General features: G+C 64.6%; 29 protein-coding genes. 13 read left to right on the top strand and 16 right to left on the bottom strand.

Translation table 11 applies throughout. From position 1 onward, the window contains the following. Positions 1–26: 26 nt before the first annotated feature. Complete coding sequence (locus M8523_RS18075) at positions 27–953, bottom strand: type II secretion system protein GspK (protein ID WP_282586294.1); 927 nt, start codon at positions 951–953, stop codon at positions 27–29. Continuing rightward, entirely contained in the window at positions 943–3,315 is a 2,373-nt protein-coding gene (gene gspD, locus M8523_RS18070; RefSeq protein ID WP_282586293.1) for a type II secretion system secretin GspD, read from the bottom strand. The genes M8523_RS18075 and gspD overlap by 11 nt, the downstream gene beginning before the upstream one ends. Positions 3,316–3,603: 288 nt before the next feature. Here gspD and M8523_RS18065 point away from each other — a divergent pair, with 288 nt between their 5' ends. Next, positions 3,604–3,822: a hypothetical protein gene (locus M8523_RS18065; protein ID WP_282586292.1), complete on the top strand. Its 219-nt coding sequence runs from the start codon at positions 3,604–3,606 to the stop codon at positions 3,820–3,822. A gap of 4 nt (positions 3,823–3,826) precedes the next feature. Here M8523_RS18065 and M8523_RS18060 read toward each other — a convergent pair whose 3' ends face one another. The 4 genes from M8523_RS18060 to M8523_RS18045 all read right to left on the bottom strand — a co-directional run bounded on the left by M8523_RS18060 (position 3,827) and on the right by M8523_RS18045 (position 8,118). Continuing rightward, positions 3,827–4,543: an ABC transporter permease gene (locus tag M8523_RS18060; protein WP_282586291.1), complete on the bottom strand. Its 717-nt coding sequence runs from the start codon at positions 4,541–4,543 to the stop codon at positions 3,827–3,829. A gap of 5 nt (positions 4,544–4,548) precedes the next feature. Then, positions 4,549–5,265, bottom strand: coding sequence for an ABC transporter permease (locus M8523_RS18055; RefSeq protein WP_282586290.1), 717 nt, complete (start codon positions 5,263–5,265; stop codon positions 4,549–4,551). 41 nt (positions 5,266–5,306) lie between these two features. Then, positions 5,307–6,152 carry a transporter substrate-binding domain-containing protein gene (locus M8523_RS18050; protein ID WP_282586289.1) on the bottom strand — a complete coding sequence of 282 codons (846 nt, stop codon included), beginning with the start codon at positions 6,150–6,152 and terminating at the stop codon, positions 5,307–5,309. 169 nt (positions 6,153–6,321) lie between these two features. Then, positions 6,322–8,118: an ABC transporter ATP-binding protein gene (locus M8523_RS18045; protein WP_282586288.1), complete on the bottom strand. Its 1,797-nt coding sequence runs from the start codon at positions 8,116–8,118 to the stop codon at positions 6,322–6,324. Positions 8,119–8,228: 110 nt separating this feature from the next. Here M8523_RS18045 and M8523_RS18040 point away from each other — a divergent pair, with 110 nt between their 5' ends. Together M8523_RS18040 and M8523_RS18035 are read left to right on the top strand one after the other, a co-directional pair. Further along, entirely contained in the window at positions 8,229–9,398 is a 1,170-nt protein-coding gene (locus M8523_RS18040) for a M20 aminoacylase family protein (protein WP_282586287.1), read from the top strand. Between the two features lie 129 nt (positions 9,399–9,527). Next, the gene (locus M8523_RS18035; protein ID WP_282586286.1) at positions 9,528–9,842 is read left to right on the top strand and encodes a hypothetical protein; all 315 of its coding nucleotides are present in this window, start codon (positions 9,528–9,530) and stop codon (positions 9,840–9,842) included. Between the two features lie 112 nt (positions 9,843–9,954). On the opposite strand, the gene M8523_RS18030 is transcribed toward M8523_RS18035, so the two are convergent. Next, positions 9,955–10,338 (bottom strand): response regulator, encoded by a 384-nt coding sequence (locus M8523_RS18030; RefSeq protein WP_282586285.1) that lies wholly within the window; start codon positions 10,336–10,338, stop codon positions 9,955–9,957. 169 nt (positions 10,339–10,507) lie between these two features. On the opposite strand from M8523_RS18030, the gene M8523_RS18025 reads away from it, so the two are divergent. The 7 genes from M8523_RS18025 (at position 10,508) to M8523_RS17995 (ending at position 15,650) form a co-directional block, all read left to right on the top strand. Then, positions 10,508–11,185 carry a sulfate transporter family protein gene (locus M8523_RS18025; protein ID WP_282586284.1) on the top strand — a complete coding sequence of 226 codons (678 nt, stop codon included), beginning with the start codon at positions 10,508–10,510 and terminating at the stop codon, positions 11,183–11,185. Positions 11,186–11,287: 102 nt separating this feature from the next. After that, positions 11,288–11,521 carry a hypothetical protein gene (locus M8523_RS18020; protein WP_282586283.1) on the top strand — a complete coding sequence of 78 codons (234 nt, stop codon included), beginning with the start codon at positions 11,288–11,290 and terminating at the stop codon, positions 11,519–11,521. A 66-nt stretch (positions 11,522–11,587) separates the two neighbouring features. Next, positions 11,588–12,094, top strand: coding sequence for a hypothetical protein (locus M8523_RS18015; protein WP_282586282.1), 507 nt, complete (start codon positions 11,588–11,590; stop codon positions 12,092–12,094). A gap of 105 nt (positions 12,095–12,199) precedes the next feature. Next, positions 12,200–12,952: an electron transfer flavoprotein subunit beta/FixA family protein gene (locus tag M8523_RS18010; protein ID WP_282586281.1), complete on the top strand. Its 753-nt coding sequence runs from the start codon at positions 12,200–12,202 to the stop codon at positions 12,950–12,952. Continuing rightward, positions 12,949–13,878, top strand: a complete 930-nt coding sequence (locus M8523_RS18005; RefSeq protein ID WP_282586280.1) for an electron transfer flavoprotein subunit alpha/FixB family protein — start codon at positions 12,949–12,951, stop codon at positions 13,876–13,878. Before M8523_RS18010 ends, M8523_RS18005 begins: the two co-directional genes overlap by 4 nt. Before the next feature lie 29 nt (positions 13,879–13,907). After that, positions 13,908–14,789, top strand: a complete 882-nt coding sequence (locus tag M8523_RS18000) for a 3-hydroxybutyryl-CoA dehydrogenase (protein WP_282586279.1) — start codon at positions 13,908–13,910, stop codon at positions 14,787–14,789. A gap of 294 nt (positions 14,790–15,083) precedes the next feature. After that, a complete protein-coding gene (locus tag M8523_RS17995) occupies positions 15,084–15,650 on the top strand; it encodes an HNH endonuclease (protein WP_282586278.1) in 567 nt (188 codons plus the stop codon). A 245-nt stretch (positions 15,651–15,895) separates the two neighbouring features. Here M8523_RS17995 and M8523_RS17990 read toward each other — a convergent pair whose 3' ends face one another. The 3 genes from M8523_RS17990 to M8523_RS17980 all read right to left on the bottom strand — a co-directional run bounded on the left by M8523_RS17990 (position 15,896) and on the right by M8523_RS17980 (position 17,670). Beyond that, positions 15,896–16,156, bottom strand: coding sequence for a hypothetical protein (locus M8523_RS17990; RefSeq protein WP_282586277.1), 261 nt, complete (start codon positions 16,154–16,156; stop codon positions 15,896–15,898). Between the two features lie 77 nt (positions 16,157–16,233). After that, entirely contained in the window at positions 16,234–17,172 is a 939-nt protein-coding gene (gene ubiA, locus M8523_RS17985) for a 4-hydroxybenzoate octaprenyltransferase (RefSeq protein WP_282586276.1), read from the bottom strand. Positions 17,173–17,205: 33 nt separating this feature from the next. Continuing rightward, entirely contained in the window at positions 17,206–17,670 is a 465-nt protein-coding gene (locus M8523_RS17980; RefSeq protein WP_282586275.1) for a hypothetical protein, read from the bottom strand. 180 nt (positions 17,671–17,850) lie between these two features. On the opposite strand from M8523_RS17980, the gene M8523_RS17975 reads away from it, so the two are divergent. After that, entirely contained in the window at positions 17,851–18,603 is a 753-nt protein-coding gene (locus M8523_RS17975) for a 16S rRNA (uracil(1498)-N(3))-methyltransferase (RefSeq protein WP_282586274.1), read from the top strand. A gap of 18 nt (positions 18,604–18,621) precedes the next feature. Here the strand turns inward: M8523_RS17975 and M8523_RS17970 are convergent, their stop codons facing one another. Beyond that, on the bottom strand, positions 18,622–19,371 hold the full coding sequence (locus M8523_RS17970; RefSeq protein WP_282586273.1) for a methyltransferase domain-containing protein: 750 nt from the start codon (positions 19,369–19,371) through the stop codon (positions 18,622–18,624). A gap of 127 nt (positions 19,372–19,498) precedes the next feature. On the opposite strand from M8523_RS17970, the gene M8523_RS17965 reads away from it, so the two are divergent. Both M8523_RS17965 and M8523_RS17960 read left to right on the top strand, forming a co-directional pair. Beyond that, a complete protein-coding gene (locus tag M8523_RS17965; RefSeq protein ID WP_282586272.1) occupies positions 19,499–20,131 on the top strand; it encodes a L,D-transpeptidase in 633 nt (210 codons plus the stop codon). Between the two features lie 3 nt (positions 20,132–20,134). Further along, entirely contained in the window at positions 20,135–20,962 is an 828-nt protein-coding gene (locus tag M8523_RS17960; RefSeq protein ID WP_282586271.1) for a DUF72 domain-containing protein, read from the top strand. 247 nt (positions 20,963–21,209) lie between these two features. Here the strand turns inward: M8523_RS17960 and M8523_RS17955 are convergent, their stop codons facing one another. The 5 genes from M8523_RS17955 to rsmG form a co-directional block, all read right to left on the bottom strand. Continuing rightward, positions 21,210–22,895: a thiamine pyrophosphate-binding protein gene (locus tag M8523_RS17955; RefSeq protein ID WP_282586270.1), complete on the bottom strand. Its 1,686-nt coding sequence runs from the start codon at positions 22,893–22,895 to the stop codon at positions 21,210–21,212. 15 nt (positions 22,896–22,910) lie between these two features. After that, positions 22,911–23,231 (bottom strand): ArsR/SmtB family transcription factor, encoded by a 321-nt coding sequence (locus M8523_RS17950; RefSeq protein WP_282586269.1) that lies wholly within the window; start codon positions 23,229–23,231, stop codon positions 22,911–22,913. Positions 23,232–23,308: 77 nt separating this feature from the next. Further along, the gene (locus tag M8523_RS17945) at positions 23,309–24,196 is read right to left on the bottom strand and encodes a ParB/RepB/Spo0J family partition protein (protein ID WP_282586268.1); all 888 of its coding nucleotides are present in this window, start codon (positions 24,194–24,196) and stop codon (positions 23,309–23,311) included. Between the two features lie 8 nt (positions 24,197–24,204). Then, on the bottom strand, positions 24,205–25,026 hold the full coding sequence (locus M8523_RS17940; protein ID WP_282586267.1) for a ParA family protein: 822 nt from the start codon (positions 25,024–25,026) through the stop codon (positions 24,205–24,207). Beyond that, a complete protein-coding gene (gene rsmG, locus M8523_RS17935) occupies positions 25,016–25,642 on the bottom strand; it encodes a 16S rRNA (guanine(527)-N(7))-methyltransferase RsmG (protein WP_428350851.1) in 627 nt (208 codons plus the stop codon). The genes M8523_RS17940 and rsmG overlap by 11 nt, the downstream gene beginning before the upstream one ends. Between the last annotated feature and the right edge of the window lie 6 nt (positions 25,643–25,648).

Genomic DNA, 25,648 nt, shown 5'->3' with positions numbered 1-25,648 from the left:
ATCGCAATCTGACCGTTTGGCGGCCGTTAGCTTGGTGTGCTCAACGCGGCCGCGACACGGCCGCAGAAGGCGCCCGACACACCGGCGTCCAAATCTCCGAGGGCCGGCACTTCATCCCAGGCCGTCACGCGGCCCACCGGGCCCGCGCTTGGATCGAGTCGCAACGCCTCCCGCCGCCGAAAACGCATCCCCAGGGGCGACGTTACTGTCGCGGTGATCGTGAAGGCCGTGTGTGATGACGGGGTCTTCAACGATTCGAAGTCCGGAGCCGTCATCTCCTTGGTCGGGATGATCGATCGGATGGCTCGGCCCGCGACCTCGGGATCGAGACCGGCTGCCCCGTTTGCCACCGAAAACATAGGGTGCAACTGATCGAAGAGCGCCGCAGTCATGCCCGGAAGTGCATCGATCTCGTCCGCGCTTTCGAACCCTTGTGTCTGGCGCGATGCGACCGGCGGCGCGCGGCGGGTCACGGCGCCTGGCTTCTCCACTGGACCGCCCTCCGGCTGACGGCGCGCCTTGATGGCCGCCACCATCGCGTTTGCGTCCCAGGCCGAAACGCCGGCGCTTTTAAAGATGCGCGCCAGGAGATCAGGCGTTCCCTTGTTGAGGTCCACGAGACCGCCCTCGTCCTGGATCTCGATGACCAGCCGACGCCCGTCTGCGAGAGCGCAGGATTGCGGCGTGCCGTCGATCGCGAACGGGGCGGCCGCCTGGGTCGCGGCAGCCTGCGCGAGGGCGAGTGCGGCCGAGCGCGCGGCCGCGTCGGCCAGGAGACCGAGCACCAGCCGATCACGCCGTGTTCCAGCCTCGCGGAGGCTGACCTTGGTCTGCATGGTCATGGCGGTCGCGGCACTGGCGATCAACAGCAGCACCACGATGACGGGCAGCAGGATGGACCCACGCGTCCGAGGGTCCGGATCGTCGCCCGCGTCTCGGCACTCACTGCGCAAGGCGATCCACGTCTTCGTCGAACTTCTGGCGCCATCGGCTGGTGTGGTCGACCTTGAACAGGCGTCCCAGTTGCGACCGGAATTCGTCGGTGACCTGCCTGGCTTCCACCGTGTTGCGGATGACCTGCGGTCGCACGAAGACCATCAACTCGGTCCGGGTCTTCGAATTTGTGGTGCTCCCCATGAAGGGACCAATGACGGGCATGTCGCCCAGGACTGGAAAGCGTGTCCGGTCGTTCGACTTCTTGTCCTGTACGAGACCGCCGAGCGCCAGGGTCTGGCCATCCTTGACGATCACGGTCGTCGACACTTTCCGCTGCTGGATGGTGGGCGAATTGATGCCCGACGACGTGGTGTTCGTGACATCGCTGACCTCCTGTTCCACGTCGAGGAGGACGAGGCCGTTCTGGTTCACCCGCGGCGTCACGGACAGGATGACGCCGGTGTTCTTGTATTCGACATCCGTCACGGTCGCGGCGGTGTTCGAGGCCGTGTTGGTGGAGGAGGATTTGACGATCGGCACCTCGTCGCCGATCTGCAGATGGGCCGCATGGTTGTCGAGGACGGTCAGGGAGGGGGTCGACACGACCTTTACCTCGGTCACCGACGACAACATGTTCAACAGCGCGTCGATCTGGCCAACCGTGGTGGAGAAATTGAGGCCCGAGAGGAGCGTCGCAGCATTGCTCGATGTCGCGTCATCGGCCTCGGAGAATTTGTAATGTTTCTGGTTGAGGAACCAGCGCACGCCGAACTTCAACTCGTCATTGAGCGTGACCTCGGCGATCACGGCTTCGAGAAGGACCTGGATCGGCGGCGAATCGAGCTTCGTGAGGATTTGCAGCACCCGCTCGTACTGGATGCGCGTGCCCGTGATGATGATCGAATTGTTCTGCTCGTCGGCCACGATGGTCGGCGCATTGCCGCCCTGCCCGCTTCCGCCGCCACTCGACGGGGAAGATCCGAGGTCCGCTGCAGCCCCCGCCTTGCTGCTCGCAAGAGCCCCGAAGGCGCCCGCTCCGCTCTTGTCGGAGCCTTGCGCGAGCCCATCGCCGCCAGGCCCGCCCGTGCTGCCATCGGGCGACGGGAAGCCGCTCGACTTGGCGTCTCCCGCCTCTCCGGCCGCCCCGTCGGCTGGCTTGCCGAAGCCCGAGGAGGACGTCGTCGCCGCCGTCAGTTTCGGCGAGAGCCCACCGGAGCCCGAGCTCGATCCGCCACCCTGCGACAGCATCCCTTTGACGACCTCGGCCAGTTCCTTGGCGGACCTGTTTTCCACCTTGTAGACGAAGAACTGGCTCTCGCTGCGCAGGGCCATGTCCTCAAGCCGGGCGATGAGCTCACGGGCGCGCCGCAGGTACTCGGCGCGCGAGGTGATCACCAGCACGGCGTTGAGATGCGTGTTGGGCAGGATTTTGATGGTTCCGCGCAGAGGCCCCCCTGCGCTGCCGAACAATTGCTCCAGCTCTTCCGCCGTGGCGGTCGGATTGTTCGACTTCAGCGGGAAAATGGCGGCCGACATGCCGCGCATCCAGTCGACGTCGAAGAGGCCGACGGTTTCGAGGATGGCCGTGATCTGCGCCCGTGTGCCGGACACGATGAGGAAGTTCCGCGCGCTATCGGCCGCGACAACCGCTTCCTTGGGGGCCACCGAGGTCAGGAGATTGCGCATATCCTCGGCCGAGATATAGCGCAGCGGAATGACTTGAGCGCTGAGCCCCGGACCGAGCCCGCTGCCGCCGACGCCGATCGGCAATCCACTCCCGTTGCCGCCCGCCCTGCCCCCGCTGCCGACGTCGGCGACCCGGTACGTGTCCCTGGTCCGCACCAGCGTGTAGCCCTTGGCGGCCAGCACCGTCTCGAACAGGTCGATCAGGGCGGCGCGGCTGATCGGCCGGATGGTCTGCAATGTCACGGTCCCGGCCACCTTGTCGTCGACGACGAGGTTCTGGCCCAGGATATCGGTCACGATGGTCTTCGCCGCCGCAACAATATCGACGTCGACCAGATTGAGCGTCACGTCGTTTTTGCCGTCGCTCTGGTAAAGGCGCCCGTCCGGCAGCGGGTCGGAAACGAACAGATCGTCACCTACGGATGCGATGCCGCGCGACCTCGAAGGCGACGGCGCGCTGGTGCTAGTGCTGGTGGTCGCGACGAATTCTCTCGGCCGCAGGTCACGCGTGGGCGCAAGCGGGTCACCGAGGTTGCCGAAGGGCGAGGCCGACGACAGAGGGGCATTGTTGCTCAGGCAGCCTGAGACAGCGAATGCGAGACCAAGAGCCAATACCTTTTTCAGAATGCCCGTGACCCCGGTCCAGACGGCACGCCCTTGCGATGCCGCCGGCACGTGTCCCCGAATTGCCATGTTCGCCCTCGGTGGAAGCGGCCTCGGTTCGTCGATGCGCTCATGATTGGGTTTTCGTCAATCTTGGTTAACAACTGCTAAACCCATTCCGGGAGCCGCACCCGGCCGCTTGTCGCCAGCTTTGCTTGGACGACAACGTTTCCAATGCTTTGGCGGCCCGAGGCCCTAGCCGGGCAGCACTTTTTTCGAGGATGGGCGGTCAATAAAGTTCGACTAGGATTTTAACGCCTCGGATTCCGATACTTCCATTCCTGTCGTCTATTCCTTCGGCATCCAAGGGAGACAGACATGTCGGATGTTATTTGGGTCGGCCTGGGCGATCGCAAATCCATTGGAATTCCAGCCTCGACCCGCCGCCGCGATTCAGAAGGAATGGCCGTCTGGGAAGACTTCGGGCAACACCGCTTCGCCTGGGTGCCAAAGAAGTGCCGTAACGGAAAGGTGCGTTGGTTGAAGACGCTCGAACAGCATCGCGACGGGAGCTACACGCTCGGCCGCCTGAACTGACGCGCTATTCGTGCAGAACCTGCGCCAGTACGGGCGCGCGCCGGGAGTGGCGGCTCAGCCGATATTCCAGCAGGCCGACGAGGCGGGCCACCACGAAATTGATCGCCAGATAGATCAATGCCGCACAGAGAAAGATCTCCATCGTGCGGTAGGTCTGGGCGATCAATTTCTGCGCGACGCCGGTCATCTCCGAGACGGTGAGGATCGAGGCCAGCGAGGTCGACTTCACCATCAGGATCATTTCGGTCGAATAGGCCGGGAGAGCCGCTCGCAGTGCGATCGGGAAAATGATGCGTCGGAACAGCAGAAAGCCCGACATCCCGCAGGCCCGTGCGGCCTCGACCTCGCGGTCCCCGACCGCCAGCAACGCTCCGCGGAAGATCTCCGCCGAATAGGCCGCGGTGCAGAGGCCGAGTGAAATCACCGCGCAGGCGAAGGGCTCCCGCAAGACCGGCCAGGCGACACTGTGCCGAACGGCGGGAAATTGCCCCAGGCCGTAGTAGATCAGAAACATCTGCACGAGCAGCGGCGAGCCGCGGAAGACGAACACATAGGCGCGCGCCACCCGATCGAGGATGCCGATCCCGCTGACCCGCATCCAGGTCAGGGTCAGGGCCAGGACGGCCCCGAGCGAGATGGACAGGATGAAAAGCGCCAGCGTCATCGGCAGGACCGCGAGCAGGCGGCCCATCACGTCGAGGAGGAACGGGAGATCGAGCATGCCGGTCACGCCAGCCTGCGACGGAAACTGCGGCCGACCCGCGCCTCGGCGAGATCCACGACGCGGTTCGAGAGGGCGGTCAGCACGAGATAGAGGGCCGCGGCCGCGATGTAGAAGCCGAAATACTCACGGGTGGATCCGGCGCCCATCTGGGCGGTGCGCATGAGCTCAGCGAGCCCCGTGACCGAGACGAGGGCCGAGTCCTTGAGAGACAATTGCCAGACGTTGCCGAGACCCGGGATCGCAAAGCGCAGCACCTGGGGGACGATGATACGGCGGAACCGTAGCAGAAGCGGCATGCCGACCGCTCGGGCGGCTTCGATCTCGCCTCGGTTCACCGCCCGGAAGGCGGCGCGGAAGACCTCTGCTTGGTAAGCACCGGAGATGACGCCCACCGCCAGGGCCCCGGCCAGAAAGGTGGGAACGCCGATGAAGCCTTCCCGGCCGAACAGATGCCCGAGAGAGGAGAGCGCGGACGAGCCTCCGAAATAGAACAGGAAAATGATCAGAAGCTCGGGCACGCCGCGGAAGACGGTCGTGTAGAGGTCGCCAGCGACCCGCGCCCATATTTTGGGGGACAGCTTGGCCCATGCGGCCAGCGCCCCGAAGACGGCGCCGATCAGCAGCGCGCACCCAGTCACCGCGACCGTGACCAGAAGTCCAATCACCAGCAACCCGCCCCAGCCTTTTTCGCCGAAGCCGAACAGGGTAAGCCAAGTCATGCAGAGGCTCGGAGCTGGAGGCGGGTCGGAGAGTTAACGGCTCAAGGCACGACGTTGAGTTTGAACCACTTCATGCTGAGCTTCTGGATGGTCCCATCTTGCTTCGCTTCGGCAATGGCCTTGTTGAACATGGCCACGAGATCCGCATCTCCCTGCCGGATGCCGAAGGCCTCGCCTGGCCCCCATACGAGGCCGCCGATCTGCGGTCCCGTGTAGCCAAGGTCCTTGTTCTCGGCCTTGGCGAAGGCGGCCGTGAAATAGGTCGCGTCGTCGAAGGCGAGATCGATGCGGCCGGCCGCGAGGTCGAGGTCGTGCTCGGGCGAGGTCTTGTATTCGCGGATCGTCGCCACATCCTTGAAATTGTTCGTCACGAAGGTCGAGTAGACGGTTGCGGACTGGATGCCGATCGTCTTGCCTTTAAAGGCTTTGCGCAGGTCGTCCATGGTGGGGGTGCGGGCATCGGTATCGAGCTTGATCGTCGTGTCCGTGCCGGGTGCCTTGGCGAGCGGCCCCGTCTTGTCGGCGACGAAAACGGCCGGGGTCGCGGCATAGGGGTCCGTGAAGGCGATCACCTTCTTTCGGTCGTCGGTGATCGAGAGGGCGTCCATGATGACGTCGTACTTGCCGGCCACGAGCGACGGGATCGCGCTGTCGAAATCCGACGTCACGACCTTGCACTCGATCTTCATGCGCCCGCAGAGATCCTTGAGCAGCTCCGGCTCGAAACCCCCGACGGTGCCGTCGGAATTGGTCAGGTTCCAGGGCTCGTAGGCGCCTTCGGTCACGACCGTAACGGATTTCCAATCCTTGGCTTCAGCCGAAACGGCGGCTCCGGCAATCAGCGTCGCCGACAGCAAGGCTGACGCAAGTGCGCGTGCTATCATCATTCTGGTTTCATCCCTGACGTGAGGTCGTGCCGGACGGACCTGCAGCCCGGCTTGGAGAACGGATCCGCCTCGGGGTGCATGATTTGCGCCAAGCCCGCGTGATGCAAGCGCAAAACCGGTTCGGCCGGCAGTTTCCCTCAGCCTCGGCGTCGCTTGCGCGGTTCGTCGCTCACGCGATCCGCCGCTTGCGTTCCCCGAACTGGGTCGAGAAGAACGTGTGATACGAGCCGCGAGCGCGCAGCAATTCCTCGTGGGTCCCGCTCTCGGCGGCGCGGCCGTTCTCGATGACGCAGATCCGGTCGGCATCCATGATGGTCTGCAGGCGGTGGGCCACGACGATCGTGGTGCGCCCGACCCGCAAGGCTTCCAGCGCTTTCTGGACCTCGCGCTCCGATTCCGCGTCGAGGGCCGCGGTCGGTTCGTCGAGAAGGATGATCGAAGCCTCCTTCAGGAAGGCGCGGGCGATCGCCAGCCGCTGCCGCTGCCCGCCCGACAGCTTGGACCCATGTTCGCCGACGGCGGTATCGTAGCCGGACGGCAGCGCCATGATGAAATCATGGGCATGGGCCTGTCGGGCTGCCGCCACAATGGCCTCGTCGCTCGCCCCGACGCGCCCGAGCGCGATGTTCTCGCGGATGGTGCCCTGGAACAGGAACACGTCCTGCGACACGAAGGCGATCACGTTGCGCAGCGACGCGACATCGACGCCGGCGATGTCGGTGCCGTCGATGCTGATCGACCCGCCCTGCGGGTCGTAGAAACGCTGGATCAGGCTGATGATCGTCGATTTTCCGCCCCCGGACGGCCCCACCAGGGCTGTCGTCTGGTCGGGCTCGGCCACAAGATCAAGGCCGTCGAGCACCGGTGTCTCCGGCCGATAGCCGAAGGAGACGCCTTGCAGGGTGATCCGGCCGACCGTCGGGACCAGCTTCGGGCCGCCCGCGTTTTCCGTCACGGGCAGCGGCTCATCGAGCAAATCGTAGATCATGCGGGCGCTGACGAGGCCGTTCTGCAGGTCGAGGTTCAGCTTGCCCAGGCGCTTGACGGGTTCATAGGCCGAGATCAGTGCCACGATGAAAGCGAAGAACGAGCCCGGATCGGCATGGGCGACGGAGACGCGCCAGCCGCCATAGAGGATGATCAAGGCCACGACGAGCCCACCGAGCGTCTCGGAAACGGGGCTCGACATGGCGACGCCGACCGCCATGCGGTTGGCGGACTTCTCGACCTCGCGGACCGATCCCGCCATGCGGGCCCGCATGGTGTCCTGCAGGTTGAACGATTTGATGATGCGGATGCCATGCACGGTTTCCTGCATGATCTGCATGATCTTGGTCGACCCGTCGAAGGACCGGCGGGCGGCCTTGCGGATGCGGCGGATGACGCGTCCGAGCAGCAGGGCGCCGATGGGCATGCAGGTGATGACCATCAGGGCCATGAGGGCATCGGTGTGGATCATCACGGCCAGGAGGCCGAGCGCCGTGACGACGTCCCGCCCCGCCGAGGTGATGAGCAGTTGCAGCACGTCGCGGACGCCGTTCGCGGCCAGCGCCAGGCGCGCCATCAGCTCGCTCGAATGTCGGTCCGAAAAGAAACCGACGGGCTGCCCCAGAACATGGTTAAAGAGACGGGCCTGCATGGTCGCGATGATGCGGTTGCCGGTCCGCGACATGATGATGAGCTGCCCGCAGGTCGCGAGGCCCCGCAGCATGTAAAGCGCCGCCACCGCGAAGGCCAGGAACCGCAGCTGCTTGAAGGCGCCGGTGCCGCCGAAGTCCATCATGCGGTTGACGATCGGCTGCAGCAGGGCCACCGAAAGGGCGGTGGCGCCGCCGCTGAGCGCCATCAGCACAAGGGCTCCCAGATAGGCCCACACGTGCGTCCGTGCGTGCTCCGAGAGCATGCGTCCCACCATCGGCCACGCGCGATCGTCGCGGCCCTTGGCCGGGGAGAGAGAAACAACCATCGATGCGGCGCTGGACCCCTGAGAACAAGGCGTCAGCGTTAACACTTGTCAGAGCGACGTGAAAGGTCGGGCGATTTGGGGCATGGTGTCCCCGGCGGAGGGGATGAGGCATGGCTCTGATCGACAGCACAGACGAGGCGCTCGCGGAGGTGCAGTCCTGGCGACGGGATTTGCACGCCAACCCGGAGCTCATGTTCGATGTCGGGCGCACCGCGGGGATCGTGGCTGAGCGGTTGCGCGGCTTCGGATGCGACGACGTGACGACCGGGGTGGGCCGGAGCGGTGTCGTGGGCGTGATCCACGGCCGCATCACCGGACCCCGGACGATCGGGCTCAGGGCCGACATGGATGCGCTGCCGATCACCGAGGCGACGCCCCTGCCCTATGCGTCGCGGACGCCGGGCCGGATGCATGCCTGCGGGCACGACGGGCATACGGCGATGCTGCTTGGGGCCGCCCGTCACCTCTGCGTGACGCGCAATTTCGCCGGGACCGCCGTGGTCGTGTTTCAGCCCGCCGAAGAGGGAGGCGCCGGAGGCCGCGTGATGATCGAAGACGGTCTTATGGAGCGCTTCGGGATCGACGAGATTTTCGGCATGCACAATGTGCCGGGTCTGCCGGTCGGATCTTTCGCGATCCGTCCGGGACCCATCATGGCGGCGGCCGACAGGTTCGAAATCATGGTGACCGGCCGGGGCGGCCATGCCGCCATGCCGCACCTCTGCGCCGACCCCGTCTTTGCGGGAGCCCAGATGATTTGTGCGCTGCAGGGGATCGTCGCGCGCAACATCGATCCGCTCGACGCCTGCGTGTTGTCCGTGACCCAGTTCAATGCCGGTTCGGCCCAGAACGCGATCCCGGAGACGGCGCGCCTCGCCGGCACCATGCGGACCCTGCGGCCGGAAACCCGGACATTCCTCGAGACGCGAATGCGGGAGATCGTGGCCGGGGTCGCGACCGCGACAGGCGTCTCGGCCAAGCTGACGCTGAACCGAGGCTACCCGGTCACCCGGAACGATCCGGACCGCGCCGCCTTCTGCGCCACTGTCGCGGCGGATGTCGTGGGCGCGGCGCAGGTCAATGCCAACATCGAGCCCATGATGGGGGCCGAGGACTTCTCCTACATGCTCGAGAAGCGACCCGGCGCCTTTCTGTTCGTCGGCAATGGCGATACGGCAGGGTTGCACCACCCCGCCTACGACTTCAATGATTCGGTGCTTCCCTTCGGGATCTCCTATTGGGTGAGGCTCGTGGAAACGGCCCTCGCGCCTGCCGCGTGAGGGCGTGGCGACGATGAGGTTGCCGATTTACCACTGATTAACTATTCCTGCGCAGAGTCGTGGAGGTGGTCGCAATCCTGCGGCGTCGTTACCCGGATGCTAACGGCACGTCGGGCACAAGGAGACATCATGAACGAAGCCAAGGCTCTTCGCGCTCTGGCCGACAAGCTCGACGAGCTTGAAGGACTCAAGGCTTTCCCGGCGGACATCACCGAACCGGGCGAAGTCGTGGTGACATGGACCGAAGGACGCGACCACGAGGGTTATGAAACCTTGAGCGCGGCCATCAGCACGCTCGTCAGCCAGCACTGGAACGCCCTGCGATCCCAGGTCGTGAAATCCAAGGAAGGCGAGGTGCAAGCCGCCCGCGCCGTGTGGACCGGCTTGAACACCCCCGTCGCGGCCGATGCCGGTCAGGACACCGGGTTCCGCAAGGTCGGCTAACGATCGCGGTTCGATATCGAACCACTTGATATTGCGCTGCAGACAAGCGGGCTGATCGATGGTGAAAGGACGCAGGCATCGAATGCCTGTCTCCTGAGCAACAGGGTTGTCTTCATCCGGCGCGCGAGAGTTCCTGCACGCGGGCCGCCATGTCGGCCGCTCGCCAGGGCTTGGCGATAAAGCGGACCCGGGGCGGAAGTTTGCCCGGATCGACGAGCGGCCCACCAGAGGTCACGAGCATCCTCAGCTCAGGCCACATCCGGCTGATGAGCGTCACAAGATCGAGCCCGTTCATGGCGCCGGGCATCTGAACATCGGTGACCAGAACCGAGATGTTGCCCCCATGTTGCCTGAGATACGGCAGGGCATCGTCGGCGCACCGAAAATCGACAACGTCGAACCCGCAGTCTTCGAGCTCCATCGCCGCGACATCGCGGACGATCGCCTCGTCCTCGACGATTGCGACCAGTTTGTGGCGAGCTGTTAAGTCAACCAAGTGTCCCATGGACGGCCAACGGCTTCAAACGACCGGAGTTCCCGCGCCGGCTTAACATTTGACAGTTTACGCTTTCAAAAGACAGCCACCTTTGCGGTGGGCGATGCCGCGACTATCTCCTTGGTGCAGTTCGGCGACGAGGCCGTCGTGGAACCTAGCAGGAGACGAGATGATCGCCGACGCACTGGCTGCCCTGTCAGAGATCTTTTCGCCTCCATTTCGTGCCGTGTTCTGGAAGGTCCTGGGGTTCACCGTCGCGTTGCTGGCTCTGGCAATCCTCGGCCTGCACCATGCGCTTCTGAGCCTGGTCACACTCCCCTACTCCTGGTTGCAGACGACGGCCTCCCTGCTGGCGGGACTGGGGCTCGTGGTGGGATCGGTGTTCCTGGTCGCGCCCATGTCGGCCCTGGTCGCGGGTTTCTTCGTCGATGATCTGGCCGCTCACATCGAGCGCGACGTCGATCCGTTCGGCACGCCGGGACGGCCGATTTCGATTGCCCTGTCCGTGTGGCTCGGGCTTCGGTTCGGGCTCCTTTCCCTGGCCATCACTCTCGTGGCTCTCGGGCTGCTTCTCGTGCCGGGCGTCAATGCGATCGCCTTCCTGGGCGCCAATACCTATTTGTTCGGACGACAATATTTCGAATTCGCGGCCCTCCGGTTCCATAGTGCCGCCGAGGCGGCCGCCCTGCGCCGGCGACACAGCGGTTCCGTCCTGTTCGCCGGCTTCCTGATCGCGGTCTTCGTGTCCGTCCCGCTTCTCAACCTTTTGACGCCGCTCTTCGGTACCGCCTTGATGGTGAGGGTTTACAAGCGTGTGGCCCCGAGAACGAGGTTGCCGAACTTCTGAAGGCGCGGCGACAGGCCGCGATTTGGCCATCGTGTGTTCATTTTACAATTGTTAGACCGTGTCGATCACGCTCTAAACTGTCTGCAAATCAGGATCGTTGTCATGCGCCTTTCCCAAACCGTTCTGGCCGTAGCGGTACTCGCGTGCGTCTCAAGCGCCGCCTCCGCCGAAAGCATTCGCGATCGCCAAGAACGGGCCTGCCAAGCCGATGCGATGAAGTTCTGCAAGGATTTCGTTCCGGATGAAGAAAAGATCGCGGCCTGCATGGGACAGCATCGCGCGGATCTGAGCGTCAACTGCGGCATCGTCTACGACGCCGGCATGCGGAAGAAGTGACGGGCGCACGCCAACCTGCGATGTGACCGCCGACTTGCGGATTCAGACACCGGAGGATCTGGGACTGTGGTCGACGACCTTTCCCTGATCCTCAAGACCTATACGCGCACCTTCTTGACGCAGAGCGTGGGCATTATTGGGCTGATCTGGTGCCTCGCTCAGAACCAGGCCGCTTTTGCCTGTGTTTTGGCCGTCCTGGTGCTGACCGATCAGGGGTTGTTTCTCCGGGCGCGCTTCGCGTCCGAGACCCGCGGATTCCCGCTCCGCACCTTCCTGAACATATGGTGCCTCGCAGTCTCCGCCATGGACGTTCTGATCCTGTTTGCGGCGATATTTCGCAGCGCGGGCCTGCATCAGGTCGCGGATGGTAAACCGGTTGCGGATGCGCTGAGCTGCCTCGCCTATGCGATAGCGGCCTTCGCCCATGCGGATGTTGGAGTTGCCGCGAGCAGCGGCGCGGGCCGCTTGGCCGCCGCCGTCGAAGCCCTGCTCGGCGACGCCGTCCTGATGGGCGGGATCACGGGCATCGCTCTTCACGTTTGGCGCATTGCCGACGCGGTCTCGCCACACTGACTCCGGCCTGCAACGAACCGCCTGCGTTGACTTGCGGCAGGGCCGGCTTTACCAGTGCCGATCACGTCTAAGCGCCACAGCGCCCCGCCGAAAGCCCACAATTCGATGAAGATCCTTGTCCCTGTCAAACGGGTCGTCGATTACAACGTCAAGATACGGGTCAAGCCTGACGGATCCGGCGTTGATCTCACCAACGTTAAAATGTCGATGAACCCCTTCGACGAAATCGCCGTCGAGGAGGCGTTGCGTCAGAAGGAAGCCGGCAAGGCGACGGAGGTGATCGTCGTCTCGATCGGTCCGGCCCAGGCTGTCGAGACGATCCGCACGGGTCTCGCCATGGGGGCCGACCGCGGCATTCACGTGAAGACGGATGGACCCGTCGAGCCCCTGGCTGTCGCCAAGATCCTGAAGGGCGTGGCGAACGCGGAAGGACCGGGTGTCATCATCCTGGGCAAGCAAGCCATCGACGATGATTGCAACCAGACCGGACAGATGCTGGCGGCGTTGCTGGGTTGGGGCCAGGGGACCTTCGCGTCGAAACTCGTGATCGACGGTGAAAAGGCCGAAGTGACACGCGAAGTCGACGGCGGCTCGCAGACGGTCGAGTTGAAACTCCCGGCGATCGTGACGACGGATCTGCGTCTGAACGAGCCGCGCTACGCGAGCCTTCCCAACATCATGAAGGCCAAGAAGAAGCCGATCGCCGAACAATCGCCGGCGGATTACGGCGTCGACACGACACCTCGGCTCAAGGTCTTGAAGACGGTCGAACCGGTGGGTCGCAAGGGCGGCATCAAGGTCGCTTCCGTGCGCGAACTGGTCAGCAAGCTGAAAACCGAAGCGGGGGTTCTCCCATGACCACACTTCTCCTCGCCGAGCAGAAGGACGGCCATCTCAACGACGTCACGGCACGGGCGCTGACCGCGGCTCGCGCCATCGGGGCGCCGGTGCATGGCCTCGTCATCGGCAAGGGCGCCGCCGCGGCCGGTGCGGCCCTGGCTAAATTCGAGGGTATCGAGAAGGTTCACGTTGCCGAGGCCGGGTTCGAGCATGAACTCGCCGAACCCGTCGCGGCTCTCCTCGTGTCGCTCGCCGATCACCACCCCACCATCATGGCGCCCGCCACGGTCAGCGCCAAGAACATCATGCCGCGCGTCGCGGCCCTGCTCGATGTGATGCAGGTGTCGGAAATCACCAAGGTGGTTTCGTCCGACACGTTCGAGCGGCCGATCTATGCCGGCAATGCGATCCAGACGGTGCAAACCCAGGACGCCCACAAGGTCATCACCGTGCGGACGGCAGGCTTTCCGGCCACGGGCCAGGGTGGGGCCGACGCACCGGTCGAGACGATCGCGGCCGTAACGGATCCCGGCGTTTCGACCTTCAAGGGGGAAGCCTTGGCGACCTCCGAGCGTCCGGAACTGACTTCGGCGAAGATCATCGTGTCGGGCGGCCGAGCGATGCAGAACCGCGAGAATTTCACCATCTATCTCGAGCCGATCGCCGATAAGCTCGGCGCCGCCATGGGCGCGTCGCGGGCGGCGGTCGATGCCGGCTATGCGCCGAATGATTGGCAGGTCGGACAGACCGGAAAAGTGGTGGCGCCGGATCTCTACATCGCGGTCGGCATTTCGGGTGCGATCCAGCATCTGGCCGGCATGAAGGATTCCAAGGTCATCGTCGCCATTAACAAGGACGAAGAGGCCCCGATCTTTCAGATCGCCGATTACGGCCTTGTCGGGGACTTGTTTCAGATCCTTCCCGAACTGGCCAAGGAACTGTAGAAGCTCGGCTGCGACAGCGGGAGAGCGGGATGACCGGTGTGATCCAGAAACTCGGGGTGGTGGGTGCCGGCCAGATGGGCTGCGGCATCGCACAGGTCGTCGCCACATCCGGCTTCCCCGTGGTTATCAACGATGTATCCGAAGAGCGTCTGCGAGCCGGATTGGCGACGATCAATGGCAATCTCGCACGGGCCGTCAAGAAGGGCCAAATCAGCGAAGAGACGAGGCGGCAATCGCTTGCGCGCATTCAGGCGACGCAAAGCTATGCGGACCTTGGCGATTGTGACCTCGTCATCGAGGCGGCGACCGAGAACGAGGCTGTCAAGCGGAAGGTCTATGCGAGTCTCTGCCCAAACCTGAAGCCAACCGCGCTCATCGCCTCGAACACGTCGTCGATTTCAATCACGCGGCTAGCCTCGACGACAGATCGTCCCGAACGTTTCATCGGCATTCACTTCATGAACCCCGTGCCGCGCATGCAGCTCGTCGAGCTGATCCGCGGTATCCAGACCGAGGCCGACACTTTTACAGCGGCCCAGGCCTTCATCCAGGCGCTTGGCAAGACCACGACGGTGTCGGAGGACTTTCCCGCCTTCATCGTCAATCGCATTCTCCTGCCGATGATCAACGAGGCGGTCTATACGCTGCATGAGGGGATCGGTTCGGTCGACGCGATCGACACCGCCATGCGGCTCGGCGCCAATCACCCGATGGGGCCGCTGCAGCTGGCCGACTTCATCGGGCTCGATACCTGCCTGGCGGTGATGCAGGTGCTGCACGAGGGTCTGGCGGATTCGAAGTACCGGCCCTGCCCGCTCCTGGTGAAATACGTCGAGGCAGGCTGGCTTGGCCGGAAGACTCAGCGCGGTTTTTACGATTACCGAGGCGAAACCCCGGTTCCGACCCGTTAGAGCGGCTTTAATCGTCACACCACTTCAACCACAAGAGAACCGCCTGAAGCGAACCAGCGGCGGTTTGTGTTCTTCACAAGGGTGTCATAGCCTGTGTAGACTATAGCTATTGGAAGGCCCTGCGCACTCCAGGGCCGGTGGTTCAAAGGCGTGAACATGACGCTTTACCGAAGATCGCGTACCGAAAGGCAGACACCCGGCCGCGATATCCGCGGGGTGACTGGCTGATGAGCCACTGCTCCGCGATCGCTAATCCTTCATCCAGTCGCTGGGGCGCAGAAAAGAGACGGACTCATGGGGTTCCATAGACCCATTCCGGAGCTCTGCACGCTGGTCCTGAATGCGGACATGCAGCCCCTCAGCTGGGGGCCGCTCTCGGTCTGGACATGGCAAGATGCCCTTGTGGCGGTCATCCAGGGCCGCGTGCACCAGGTCTCCTGTTACGACCTGGAGGTCCATTCGGCGTCTCGGTCCTTCGCGATCCCGTCAGTGGTCTCGCTGAAGAGCTATCACCGGCGCAAACGGATCTCGTTCACGCGCTACCACGTCTTCCTGCGCGATAGCTTCAGGTGCCAGTACTGCGGCAAGCAGGACGACAGCACGAACCTGACCTTCGATCATGTGGTCCCGAAGTCCAAGGGCGGGACGACCTGCTGGACCAATATCGTGACCTGCTGTTCCAGGCACAATCTGCAAAAGGCGGACAAGACCCTCAAGCAATCCGGTCTGACCTTGCGCCACCCGCCGTTCGAGCCGACGCCGTCCCAGCTCGACGCCATTGCCCGAAAGCAGCGTGTGCCGGACAATCTGCATTCGACGTGGCTGGATTACCTCTACTGGGATTCGACGCTGGAACCGTAGGGCCAGCGTACTTCCCCTACGTTCCTTCACGGTTCACACGTCGCCCCCGCAAGGCGTCTCCGTGTGGTGGCTCACTCCGGACGGAGTACAGTGGAGAACCGGAACCTGGGGCTCCGCGAGCAATGTCTGAGGCCGATCCGGTTCGACTTCGCGGCCCCAGGAGCCGGGAGCCGCTTTGGATTGCTGCGTGCGATGCCGCCATGCGTTCTGTCTCGGCTCGCCGAGCGCGCGCGGCGCCTATCCCATTATGCGGATCGTCGCGGCCGTGCGGATGGCGTCTCGCATTTGGGGCCAAGACCCAGAATGGCGGCCTCGAGACTGCCCTCGGCGGGCTCCGGGGCGCCGTCGAGCATCGTGTTGGTCAGAGCGTTCTCATAGGCTTTGGCCAGCCGCTCACGGGTCCAGGCACCGCCATAGGCCTTGAACTCTTCAAGAAGGTTCAAGTGAAGAAGCTCTCCAAATGCGGTATCGAGCGTGTTCTCGGCCATATGCGCCCCCTGTTTCATTCCTTAGGAGCGTAGAGGAGACGTGCTGAACCCCGTTTAAGTCGATCGTTCAAATGCGGCCGATCGGTGACGAAGCGTCAGACGCCCTGCGACCGCAGCAGGGCATCGAGCGTCAGGCCGAGGAAGAGTATCGTCCCGGCCAGCCTGTTGGAGCGGAACAGAGCGAGGGACCGGGTGGTATCGGCGGCGTCGATGCGGAACACCTGCCAGACGCAGTGTGCGGCAAAGCCGGCCAGTCCAAGGTAAGCTGCCGGGCCAACGCGGCCGGTCACCAAAGCTGCGGTTCCGCACCCGACCGCGACGGCGTAGAGGGCGGCGACGCCCCCACGCACACGGTCCCCGAAATACAGAGCCGTCGATCCGATCCCCACAACGGCATCGTCGCGCGTGTCCTGCAACGCGTAGATCGTGTCGTAGCCCATCGTCCAGAAGATCGCGGCGCCGTAGAGCAGGAACGCCGGAACCGCGAGGCTGCCGTAGAAGGCGGCCCAGCCCATCAGGCCTCCATACGCGAAGGCCAAGCCCAACACGGCCTGTGGCCAGTTCGTGACCCGCTTGGCAAAGGGATACAGCGCGACGATGAGGAGCGAGACAAGCCCGAGGGCGATGCTGAAACGGTTGAGGCTGAACAAGACGAGCGCGCCGACGAGAGCTTGCCCGGCCAGGAACACCAAGGCCCGCGTGACCGACACACGTCCGCTTGCCACCGGGCGCCCTTGGGTGCGTTCGACACGCCTGTCGAGATCGCGGTCGACGATATCGTTGAAGGTCGATCCTGCCCCGCGCATTGCGATGGCACCGACCAGAAACAGGAGGAGATGAAGCGCGTTGGGCATCGTCCGGGCCGCATCCGCGGCCAGCGAGGCGCTCCACCAGCAGGGGAGGAGGAGCAACTGCCAACCGATGGGCCGATCGATCCGGGCCAGCTGGGCATAAGGCCACCAGCGACGCGGCCACATGCGCAGCAACCAAGGAGCCGTCGTATCCGGTAAGGCGGCGGCCGGGCGCAGCGTCATGTCCGGCTCATAGGCGACCTTTCGGGTTACGGCTCAGAGCGGACCTTCGGGCAGTTTCGGCAGGGCTTCCTGCGCCTGCTGGGCCTGCTGAGTCTGCATTTGCTTCATCTTGACCGCGACCGCGCAGGCCTTGGCCGCAAAGCCGACCGTCTTCGCATGGGCGTCTGTCATCTTGGACACGAAATCCGGCGGCAGATTGCACCATTCCTGGTTCTTCGTGAAATACGCCATCCCTTCGGCTTCGACGCTGGCGAGGCTGCGCAGACGCGGACAAGCCGCGATCGGATCCAGCTTGCCGCCGTTCTTCTTGGCGATCCCGTTGATCTGTGCAACGGCATCTATCCGGCGCTTCATGATCGCGTTGATGTCGGTCTGACAATCGGCCCGCGCGGCGCCCCCACACAGCGAGACGAAGGATAGAGCCAGCGAAGCCAGGAGGACCGTCCGGGGCTGCCGGCTGACGGTGCGGATCGTTGACGTCGACGGTGCCTGGGTCACGGGTGAATTCCCTAGGGCCACAATATTGGTCGGGTCGCTGAGCGATGAAAGCATAGGCCCAGGGTTTCCGCAAAAAAGCGGCGGCTTCATGACTGTGACGCGAGAGTCGGGGAAAGCAATGCGAAACCGTCGTTTTCATGTGACAAGGCGCTGACTCGATCTCCATGCTACAGCGCGACCATGTCACGTCAGGATTTCACGTCTCCCCGTCTCTTTGTCGCCGGTCCTCTTGAGCCGCGACGTGAGATCGCGCTCGACAAGGGGCACGCCAACTATCTCCGCAACGTGCTCCGGTTGAATGCCGGCGCAAGCGTCTTGATCTTCAACGGAATGGACGGGGAGTGGCGGGCGTCCCTCTCGCTCCCGGCCAAGGGCGCTCCCTCGCTGACACCCGTCGAACAGATCCGCGCCCAACCGCCCGCACCCGACCTGCTCTACGGCTTCGCGCCTCTCAAACACGCCCGCCTCGACTACATGGTTCAGAAAGCGGTCGAGATGGGGGCGGGCGTGCTGCAGCCCGTGATGACCCATCGGACCCAGGCCACCCGCGTCAACCTTGAGCGCATGAGGGCCAATGTGGTCGAGGCCTCGGAACAATGCGGTATCCTGCATGTTCCGGAGGTCCGCGACGATCTCCGGCTCGACGCGCTTCTGGCCGCATGGCCGGCGGATCGCCTGCTCGTGTTTTGCGACGAGGACGCCGAGGTGGGGGATCCCGTGCAGGCCCTGCGTCAAAGGCTGGAGGGTGAAGCGGTCCCGCCGCTTGGCCTGTTGATCGGTCCCGAGGGGGGCTTCGACGACATGGAACGGGCAGCGCTCTGCCGTCTCCCGCAAACGATCCGTCTATCGCTCGGGCCGCGGATCTTGCGCGCCGACACGGCCGCGGTCGCGGCTCTCGCGGTGGTCCAGGCGGCGCTTGGCGATTGGCGCTGAGGGCCGAACATCGATCGTTCAGCTCTCGCGGCGGAGCCCAAGCGGTGCCAGAGCCGGTTGCAGTTGCGGCAGGCTGCGACGCACGACCTTCCTGACCATGACGGGACGATACAATTGCTTGGTGGCCTCGGCCACCAATAGCCCGGCGCCCGGCAGGCCCAGACGACGGCCGAAGCTTTCGAACAGCGGCGCCATCCGCAATGTCGTCTGCCGCTCGAACGGCGGGATGTAGAGGATCTCGCTAAACCGTTCCGGCGAGAACAGGCTATCGCGCAGCAGCCGGTGGAGCTGGCCCTTCGAAAAGGGCTGGCCATGCCCGAAGGGCGTCGTGTCGACGCTCGCCCACCAGCCGCGCCGGTTTGGTGCCACCGCGATGAGCCGGCCACTGGGTGCCAACACGCGCCAGACCTCGTCGAGCACATCGCGTGGAATCTCGGTGACTTCGAGCAGATGCACCAGAAGAACCCGATCCACGGAGCCATCCGGCAGCGGCAGGAGATCGGGGTCGACGAGGGCCGAGGATGTCAGGGACTGCGTCGCGTGAGGTGGCCAATGCACCACCCCCTGATCGGCGGGCATGAACGCCAGACTTCGCAGTGCCTCCTGGCGGAACAGGTCGAGATAAGGAAGTGCGAATCCACACCCGAGGACCGCGAGCCCGGTCGTATCGGGCCACCAATGGCGGATCACCGCCGCGAGAAAGCGGTGAGCCAGCCGCCCGAGCGGAGCCGCATAGAAGCTGCGAAGGTCGACGACATCGAGCGCCACTCTGGACGCTCACAGCCGGCGAAAGTGGAGGGATTTCGTCAACCTTGTTTTCAGCCCGTTGTTTACGCGCCCCCCATAACGCGAGACGTTCAAACCGCTCAAGCAGGTTCGACCCCGAGGCTTACCGATGCGTTTCGTCATTATGTTCATGGCCATGCTGGGTACGATGCTGGCCATGATGCAGGGCGCCGAGGCGCGCGTGCGAATCCGGGTGGATCTCGCCTCGCAGACCATGCAGGTGAGTTCAGCCAGCGGGGCCTATGTATGGCCGATCTCCTCCGCGCGTTCAGGCTTCCGCACCCCGCATGGGACCTTCGGGGTCAAGTGGATGGAAGCGATGCACCGGTCGCACAAGTACCACAACTCGCCGATGCCGCATTCCATCTTCTTCTCCGGCGGCTATGCGATCCATGGCACCTACGCGACGGGATCGCTTGGCCGGCCTGCCTCGCATGGATGTATCCGGCTCGCGCCGCAGAACGCGGCCTTGCTCTACGGACTCGTCAAGCGCGAAGGGGCGCAGATCGCTATCAACGGCGCGGTGCCGGCGGGCGGTCGCGTCTATGCCAAGCGTAATGTCCATCCGACTGTTGTTTATGCCAGCAGCCGGAGCCGGAATAGCATCCCACGCGCCGCCACCTATGCCTATGATGGCGGCCAGACCTACGATTACGGTCGCCGCCTGCATGGACGGGCGCTGGGCTATGCGCCGGCAGCGCCGGGCATGGGAGAATGGTTGCTCGATCCGGGTGGTTGGTGAGGCATGGTCAAGCGGCCGGCGGGAGCGATCAGGGTCGGGATTGGCGGCTGGACATTCGAGCCCTGGCGGGGAACATTCTACCCCAAAGGATTGCCTCAGAAGCAGGAACTCGCTTATGCCAGCAGCCATCTGACCGCGATCGAGATCAACGGCACCTATTACGGCTCGCAGAAACCCGAAAGCTTCGCCCGTTGGCGTGATGAAACCCCAGACGGCTTCATGTTCGCCGTCAAGGGCCCGCGCTTCACCACCAACCGGCGGGTTCTGGCCGAGGCGGAAGCCTCCATCGAGCGCTTCGTGACGGGCGGCGTGACTGAGCTCAAGGACAAGCTTGGGCCGATCAACTGGCAATTTCTGCCGACCAAGAGCTTCGACCCGGCCGATTTCGAGGCTTTTCTCAAGCTGCTGCCGACTGAGGCCGACGGCTTGGCCCTACGGCATGTGGTGGAGGTACGACATCCAAGTTTCCGGGTGCCGGAGTTCGTCGCACTGCTGCGAACCTATGGCGTCGCGACCGTATTGACCGACAAGGAGGAGTTTCCTCACATCCCCGACGTGACGGCGCCCTTCGTCTACGCCCGTCTGCAACAGGCCTCGGAGGCGTGCGAAACCGGCTACGCTCCTGCCGAATTGCAGCACTGGGCCGAGCGGGGCGGCACTTTCGCGGCCGGCGGCTGCCCCAAGGACCTCGACTATGTCGTACCGCCGCCGCGGAAGGGCGCCGCGCCGCGCGACGTCTTCGTATTCATGATCAACGGCCACAAGCCCAAGGCCCCCGCGGCCGCTATGGCGCTGATCGAGAGGCTTGGGGCGAAAAGCGACGCGCCTTAGCCCGCCGGTGGAGGGGGAACGAGCCACCTCTCGATCGACGCGAGTGCTTTCCCCCCCCACCGTCTTTGCGAGGAGCGAACCTACGCGGCAATCCATGCGGCGCCGGGGGATGGATCGCCACGCTTCGCTCGCGATGACGGAGCTCCCAGCATCGCTAGCTGCCCTTCTGGGCTCTTATAGACGCGAGCTCATGAGTTGGTGGCGTCCGCGTTGCCCGCGCACGGACCTCCGTCGGTTCCGTCCAGGCTTATCCTTTGTGGGCCGCAAGTCCCTCCTGCCGAAGCTGCGACAGGCTCTTCGCAGGCGTGAGGGCTTCGGGATCGACCTTCACATGGATGATGGCCGGGAGCCCGGCCTGCAGCGCTCGCTCGAACGCCGGCGCGAAATCCTGCGTCCGCTCCACCGTCTCGCCGTGGCCCCCGAAGGCGCGGGCATAGGCGGCGAAATCCGGGTTGTGCAGGTCGGTGCCGGACACACGCCCCGGATAGGTGCGCTCCTGGTGCATGCGGATGGTCCCATACATGCTGTTGTCGACCACGACGACGATGATGTTCAGGCGATATTGCACGGCGGTCGCGAATTCCTGGCCGTTCATCAGAAAGCAGCCGTCGCCCGCGAAGCAGACGACACAGCGCTCGGGCGCGACCCGCTTCGCGGCGACCGCCGCCGGCAGCCCGTAGCCCATCGACCCTGAGGTCGGGGCCAGCTGGCTGCGCGCTCCAGTGAGCCGCATGTAGCGGCCGACCCAGATGGCGTAATTGCCAGCTCCATTGGTCACGATGGCGTTCGCGGGCAGGCGGTCCCGCAACCACATCACGATTTCGGCCATGTCGACGGGTCCAGGCACGTCGGCGGCTGGCTGACCCGTCCAGTCAAGGTAATCCTTGCGCGCGGACCGGGTTTCGGCGGCCCAGCGCAAAGTCTGGGGCGGCTGAACGCTTTCGAGCGTTGCCGCGAAGGTGGCCGGGCTCGCCTGGATTCCCAGGGCCGGATGATAGACGCGGCCGAGTTCCTCGGACCCCGGATGGATCTGCACGAGCGTCTGGCCGGGCGAGGGGATCCGCAGCAGCGTGTAGGATTGCGACGGGATCTCGGCCATGCGGGCGCCGAGCAGGATCAGGAGATCGGCCGCCTCGATCCGGGCCTTCAATCGGGGGTTCGGTCCAATGCCGATTTCGCCTGCATAGGAGGAATGATCGGCGTCGAAGAGCGACGCGCGCCGGAACGAGGTGGCGACCGGCAGATCGAACCGTTCCGCGAAGCGGCCGACGCTGGCTCGGGCCGTGGTGGTCCAGCCGGAGCCGCCGAGAACCAGAAAGGGCCGTTGCGCGGCCCAGAGCAGCTTTTGCAGTTCCGCCATTTGGGTCAGGCCGGGCCAGGCCTGCACCGGCTCCACCCGGGAGGCGTCCGCCACCTCCGCGACATCGACCAGCATGTCCTCCGGCAAGGCGATGACGACGGGTCCCGGGCGGCCCTGCAGGGCGACATGGAAGGCACGCGACACAAGTTCGGGGATACGCGCGGCATCGTCGATCTCGACGGCCCATTTGGCGGTCGACCCGAAGAAGGCGGCGTAATCCATTTCCTGGAAGGCGCCGCGCCCTCGCATGCCGCGTTCGATCTGGCCCACGAATAAAATCAGCGGCACGGAATCATGCTGGGCGATATGGATCGCATGGGCCGCGTTGGTGGCGCCCGGTCCCCGTGTCACCATGGCAATGCCGGGCCGGCCCGTCAGTCGTGCATGGGCGTCGGCCATCATGCCGGCGCCGGCCTCCTGCCGGCATACCGTGAGGGCGATCGGCGAGTCGTGCAGCGCGTCGAGAACCGCGAGGTAGCTTTCCCCCGGCACGCAGAAGACGTGGTCGACACCCTGTGCCACCAGTTGGTCGACAAGGATTCGCCCGCCGGTTCGCGCTTCTCGTGTCGTCATTCGTGATCCTGTCGTTCAGTCGCGGCTGAGGTCGGCGGCCACAAGAGCCAGCAGACCCGGAAACCGGCTTTCGAGGTCGTGGCGCCGCAAGGTTGCGGCCCGGCTGTTGCCGCGGTTCTCCTGACGGATCAGGCCCGCCTCCCGCAAGACCCGGAAGTGATGGGTGAGCGACGCCTTGCTGACCGGCAGATTGAACGACACGCAGGTGCGTTCGTGACCTGCCTGGCAGCGCAGCAGATCGCCGACCACACGCCGACGCAATGGGTCGGCCAAGGCGGACAAAACGGCGCCCAACTCCATCTCGTCCAGGTCAGGGTGGCCCTCGGCGTCGGGCATATTGGTTCGCGACCTCGACTATCGTCAGCAACGGCCGGAGCATTCCGGCAACATCGCCCTACCCTATCCCTCGTCGGTTACGACCGCAATTGGCGACACAGGCTGTGCAGCTGTTCCAGCGTGTTGTAGCGGATGCGAAGCTCGCCGCCGGCGCCTTGATGATTGAGAGTCACGGAGAGTCCGAGAAGGTTGCTGAGTTCTTCGGCCACGGCGGCGGCTTCCGTGCCCCGCCGGGGCTTGCGCGGCGGCAGGACCTCGACAACAGCCGGGGCGGCTCGCTTGTCCTGCTGGCGCTGCGCCAGTTGCTCGACATCCCGCACATTGAGGCCGCGTTCGATGACGCGTCGCGCCACTGGTTCGGGATCGTCGAAGGCGAGCAGCGCCCGGGCGTGACCGGCCGTCAACTGGCCCGACGTCACCATGCGGCTGACCGGCTCGGGCAGCTTCAGCAACCGCACCGTATTGGCCACGTGGCTGCGACTCTTTCCGATCACCTTGGCCAGATCGGTATGGGAATAGCCGAACTCGCCGCTCAACCTGTCGTAGCCGCGCGCTTCCTCGATGGCGTTGAGGTCGGCACGCTGCACGTTCTCGATGATGGCGAGTTCGAGAGCCTCCTGGTCGTTGACCCTGACCACGATAACCGGGACATCGCCTTGCCCGGCCAGTTGCGCGGCACGCCAGCGACGCTCGCCCGCAATGATCTCGTAGCGATCGGTGGTGCCCCGGAGAGGCCGAACGATGATCGGCTGCAGAATTCCTTTCTCGCGGATCGAGGCCGCGAGATCGTCGAGTTCAGCGCCGTCGAAGGCATGTCGCGGATTATGCGGATTGGCCGCGAGCGCTCCCACCGGCACCCGCATCTGCTCGCGTGCGGCATCGGCCACCGGCATCTGGGCGCTGGTGTCGGCCAGCAGCGCCGCCAGGCCCCGCCCGAGACGGGGACGGGAATGTTCTTCGGCCATGCTCATCCTCATGCCGCCTGCAGGTGCCGTTCGCGCTGGATCACCTCCGAGGCGAGCTTCAGATAGGCTTGGCTACCGGCACATTTCAAATCGTAGAGCAGCACAGGCTTGCCGTGCGACGGTGCCTCGGACACACGGACGTTGCGTGGAATGACGGTGTCATAGACCTTATCGCCCATGAACTCCCGCACATCGGCCACCACCTGGGTGGCGAGGTTGTTGCGCGGGTCGAACATGGTCAGCAGGATCCCGTGGATCGTCAGCTCCTGGTTCAGGCTGCGACGCACCTGCTCGACCGTCGCCAGCAGCTGCGACAGACCCTCGAGCGCGAAGAACTCGCATTGCAGCGGCACCAGAACGCTATCGGCGGCCGCCAGTGCGTTCACGGTGAGAAGATTGAGCGAGGGCGGGCAATCCACCAGGATGTATGTGAACCCCGGGGCAGGCTCACCCCCGGCCGGATGCGCCAGGGCCGTGAGGGCGTTCCGTAGTTTGAACGTGCGGTCCTTGTGGCTGGCAATTTCGAGGTCGACGCCGAGCAGGTCCATGGTCGAGGGCGCGACGTGGAGGTTCGGCACCGCGGTCGCAAGGGTGATGTCGGCGAGACGCTCTTCGCCCGTCAGGACGTGGTAGGTCGAACGGTTGCGGCTCCGTCGATCGATCCCGAGGCCGGTCGAGGCATTGCCTTGGGGATCAAGGTCGATCAGCAGAACCTTCTCGCCGATGGCCGCAAGAGCCGTTCCCAGATTGATGGCCGTCGTGGTCTTGCCGACGCCTCCCTTCTGGTTCGCCAGCACCAGAACCCGTGGCCCCGCCCCTTCACCGCGCATTTGAATTCCCCTCCTCTCGGCCGGCCGCAGCATCGACGGCTCGCACCCGCACGATCCGGCCGCTACCCGGCGTCACGCTCTCGACGAAGTCGATCGCATAGGCCGGATCTTCCGCGACCGTAGCTGATTCGGTTGCGATCTCCTCGCCTTTCAGGAAAAGGCCGAGCGTCCCGGCGTCGATGAGTCTTTTTCCCCACAGGAACAATTGCGGAAGCGGAGCCAAGGCCCGCGCGGTCAGCACGTCGATCGCCCCAAGATCCGGCACGACGTCCTCGATCCGGCGAGGATGCACGACGACCGGCGCCCCGGTTTCCCGCGCGACCTCGCGCAGGAACGCCGCCTTGCGGTTGTTGCTCTCGATCAGATGGACCTGCGCGCCCGGGCGGTCGCGGATCTCGATGGCGACAACGAGTCCGGGGAAGCCGGCGCCGGAGCCCATGTCGGTCCAAACCCGGGCGTCAGGGGCGAGCGCAACGAGCTGGTGCGAATCGGCGATGTGGCGAGTCCACACCTCCGGGAGCGTCGATGGGCCGACCAGGTTCTTGATCGACTGCCAGCGCGCGAGCAGGTCGACATAGATGGCGAAAAGATCGGCTGTTTCACGTGAAACAGCCATCAGCCG

Source organism: Lichenifustis flavocetrariae (assembly GCF_026130545.1).
Taxonomy (GTDB): Bacteria; Pseudomonadota; Alphaproteobacteria; order Rhizobiales; family Beijerinckiaceae; genus Lichenihabitans; species Lichenihabitans flavocetrariae.
Note: the sequence above shows the minus strand (reverse complement) of the source record. Positions and strands in the feature narration are given on the sequence as shown.

Coding starts and splice junctions, on each gene's coding strand:
- ubiA (WP_282586276.1), bottom strand. CDS start 17,172: ATGACGCTGCGCCCGGCCGCCGCCTTACCGGATACGACGGCTCCTTGG.
- M8523_RS17955 (WP_282586270.1), bottom strand. CDS start 22,895: ATGACGACACGAGAAGCGCGAACCGGCGGGCGAATCCTTGTCGACCAA.
- M8523_RS17940 (WP_282586267.1), bottom strand. CDS start 25,026: ATGCGCGGTGAAGGGGCGGGGCCACGGGTTCTGGTGCTGGCGAACCAG.
- M8523_RS18040 (WP_282586287.1), top strand. CDS start 8,229: ATGGCTCTGATCGACAGCACAGACGAGGCGCTCGCGGAGGTGCAGTCC.
- M8523_RS18055 (WP_282586290.1), bottom strand. CDS start 5,265: ATGACTTGGCTTACCCTGTTCGGCTTCGGCGAAAAAGGCTGGGGCGGG.
- M8523_RS18050 (WP_282586289.1), bottom strand. CDS start 6,152: ATGATGATAGCACGCGCACTTGCGTCAGCCTTGCTGTCGGCGACGCTG.
- M8523_RS17965 (WP_282586272.1), top strand. CDS start 19,499: ATGCGTTTCGTCATTATGTTCATGGCCATGCTGGGTACGATGCTGGCC.
- M8523_RS17945 (WP_282586268.1), bottom strand. CDS start 24,196: ATGGCCGAAGAACATTCCCGTCCCCGTCTCGGGCGGGGCCTGGCGGCG.
- M8523_RS18025 (WP_282586284.1), top strand. CDS start 10,508: ATGATCGCCGACGCACTGGCTGCCCTGTCAGAGATCTTTTCGCCTCCA.
- M8523_RS17990 (WP_282586277.1), bottom strand. CDS start 16,156: ATGAAACAGGGGGCGCATATGGCCGAGAACACGCTCGATACCGCATTT.
- M8523_RS18005 (WP_282586280.1), top strand. CDS start 12,949: ATGACCACACTTCTCCTCGCCGAGCAGAAGGACGGCCATCTCAACGAC.
- M8523_RS18020 (WP_282586283.1), top strand. CDS start 11,288: ATGCGCCTTTCCCAAACCGTTCTGGCCGTAGCGGTACTCGCGTGCGTC.
- M8523_RS18000 (WP_282586279.1), top strand. CDS start 13,908: ATGACCGGTGTGATCCAGAAACTCGGGGTGGTGGGTGCCGGCCAGATG.
- M8523_RS17975 (WP_282586274.1), top strand. CDS start 17,851: ATGTCACGTCAGGATTTCACGTCTCCCCGTCTCTTTGTCGCCGGTCCT.
- M8523_RS18045 (WP_282586288.1), bottom strand. CDS start 8,118: ATGGTTGTTTCTCTCTCCCCGGCCAAGGGCCGCGACGATCGCGCGTGG.
- rsmG (WP_428350851.1), bottom strand. CDS start 25,642: ATGGCTGTTTCACGTGAAACAGCCGATCTTTTCGCCATCTATGTCGAC.
- M8523_RS17950 (WP_282586269.1), bottom strand. CDS start 23,231: ATGCCCGACGCCGAGGGCCACCCTGACCTGGACGAGATGGAGTTGGGC.
- M8523_RS17960 (WP_282586271.1), top strand. CDS start 20,135: ATGGTCAAGCGGCCGGCGGGAGCGATCAGGGTCGGGATTGGCGGCTGG.
- gspD (WP_282586293.1), bottom strand. CDS start 3,315: ATGGCAATTCGGGGACACGTGCCGGCGGCATCGCAAGGGCGTGCCGTC.
- M8523_RS17995 (WP_282586278.1), top strand. CDS start 15,084: ATGGGGTTCCATAGACCCATTCCGGAGCTCTGCACGCTGGTCCTGAAT.
- M8523_RS18035 (WP_282586286.1), top strand. CDS start 9,528: ATGAACGAAGCCAAGGCTCTTCGCGCTCTGGCCGACAAGCTCGACGAG.
- M8523_RS18060 (WP_282586291.1), bottom strand. CDS start 4,543: ATGCTCGATCTCCCGTTCCTCCTCGACGTGATGGGCCGCCTGCTCGCG.
- M8523_RS18010 (WP_282586281.1), top strand. CDS start 12,200: ATGAAGATCCTTGTCCCTGTCAAACGGGTCGTCGATTACAACGTCAAG.
- M8523_RS18065 (WP_282586292.1), top strand. CDS start 3,604: ATGTCGGATGTTATTTGGGTCGGCCTGGGCGATCGCAAATCCATTGGA.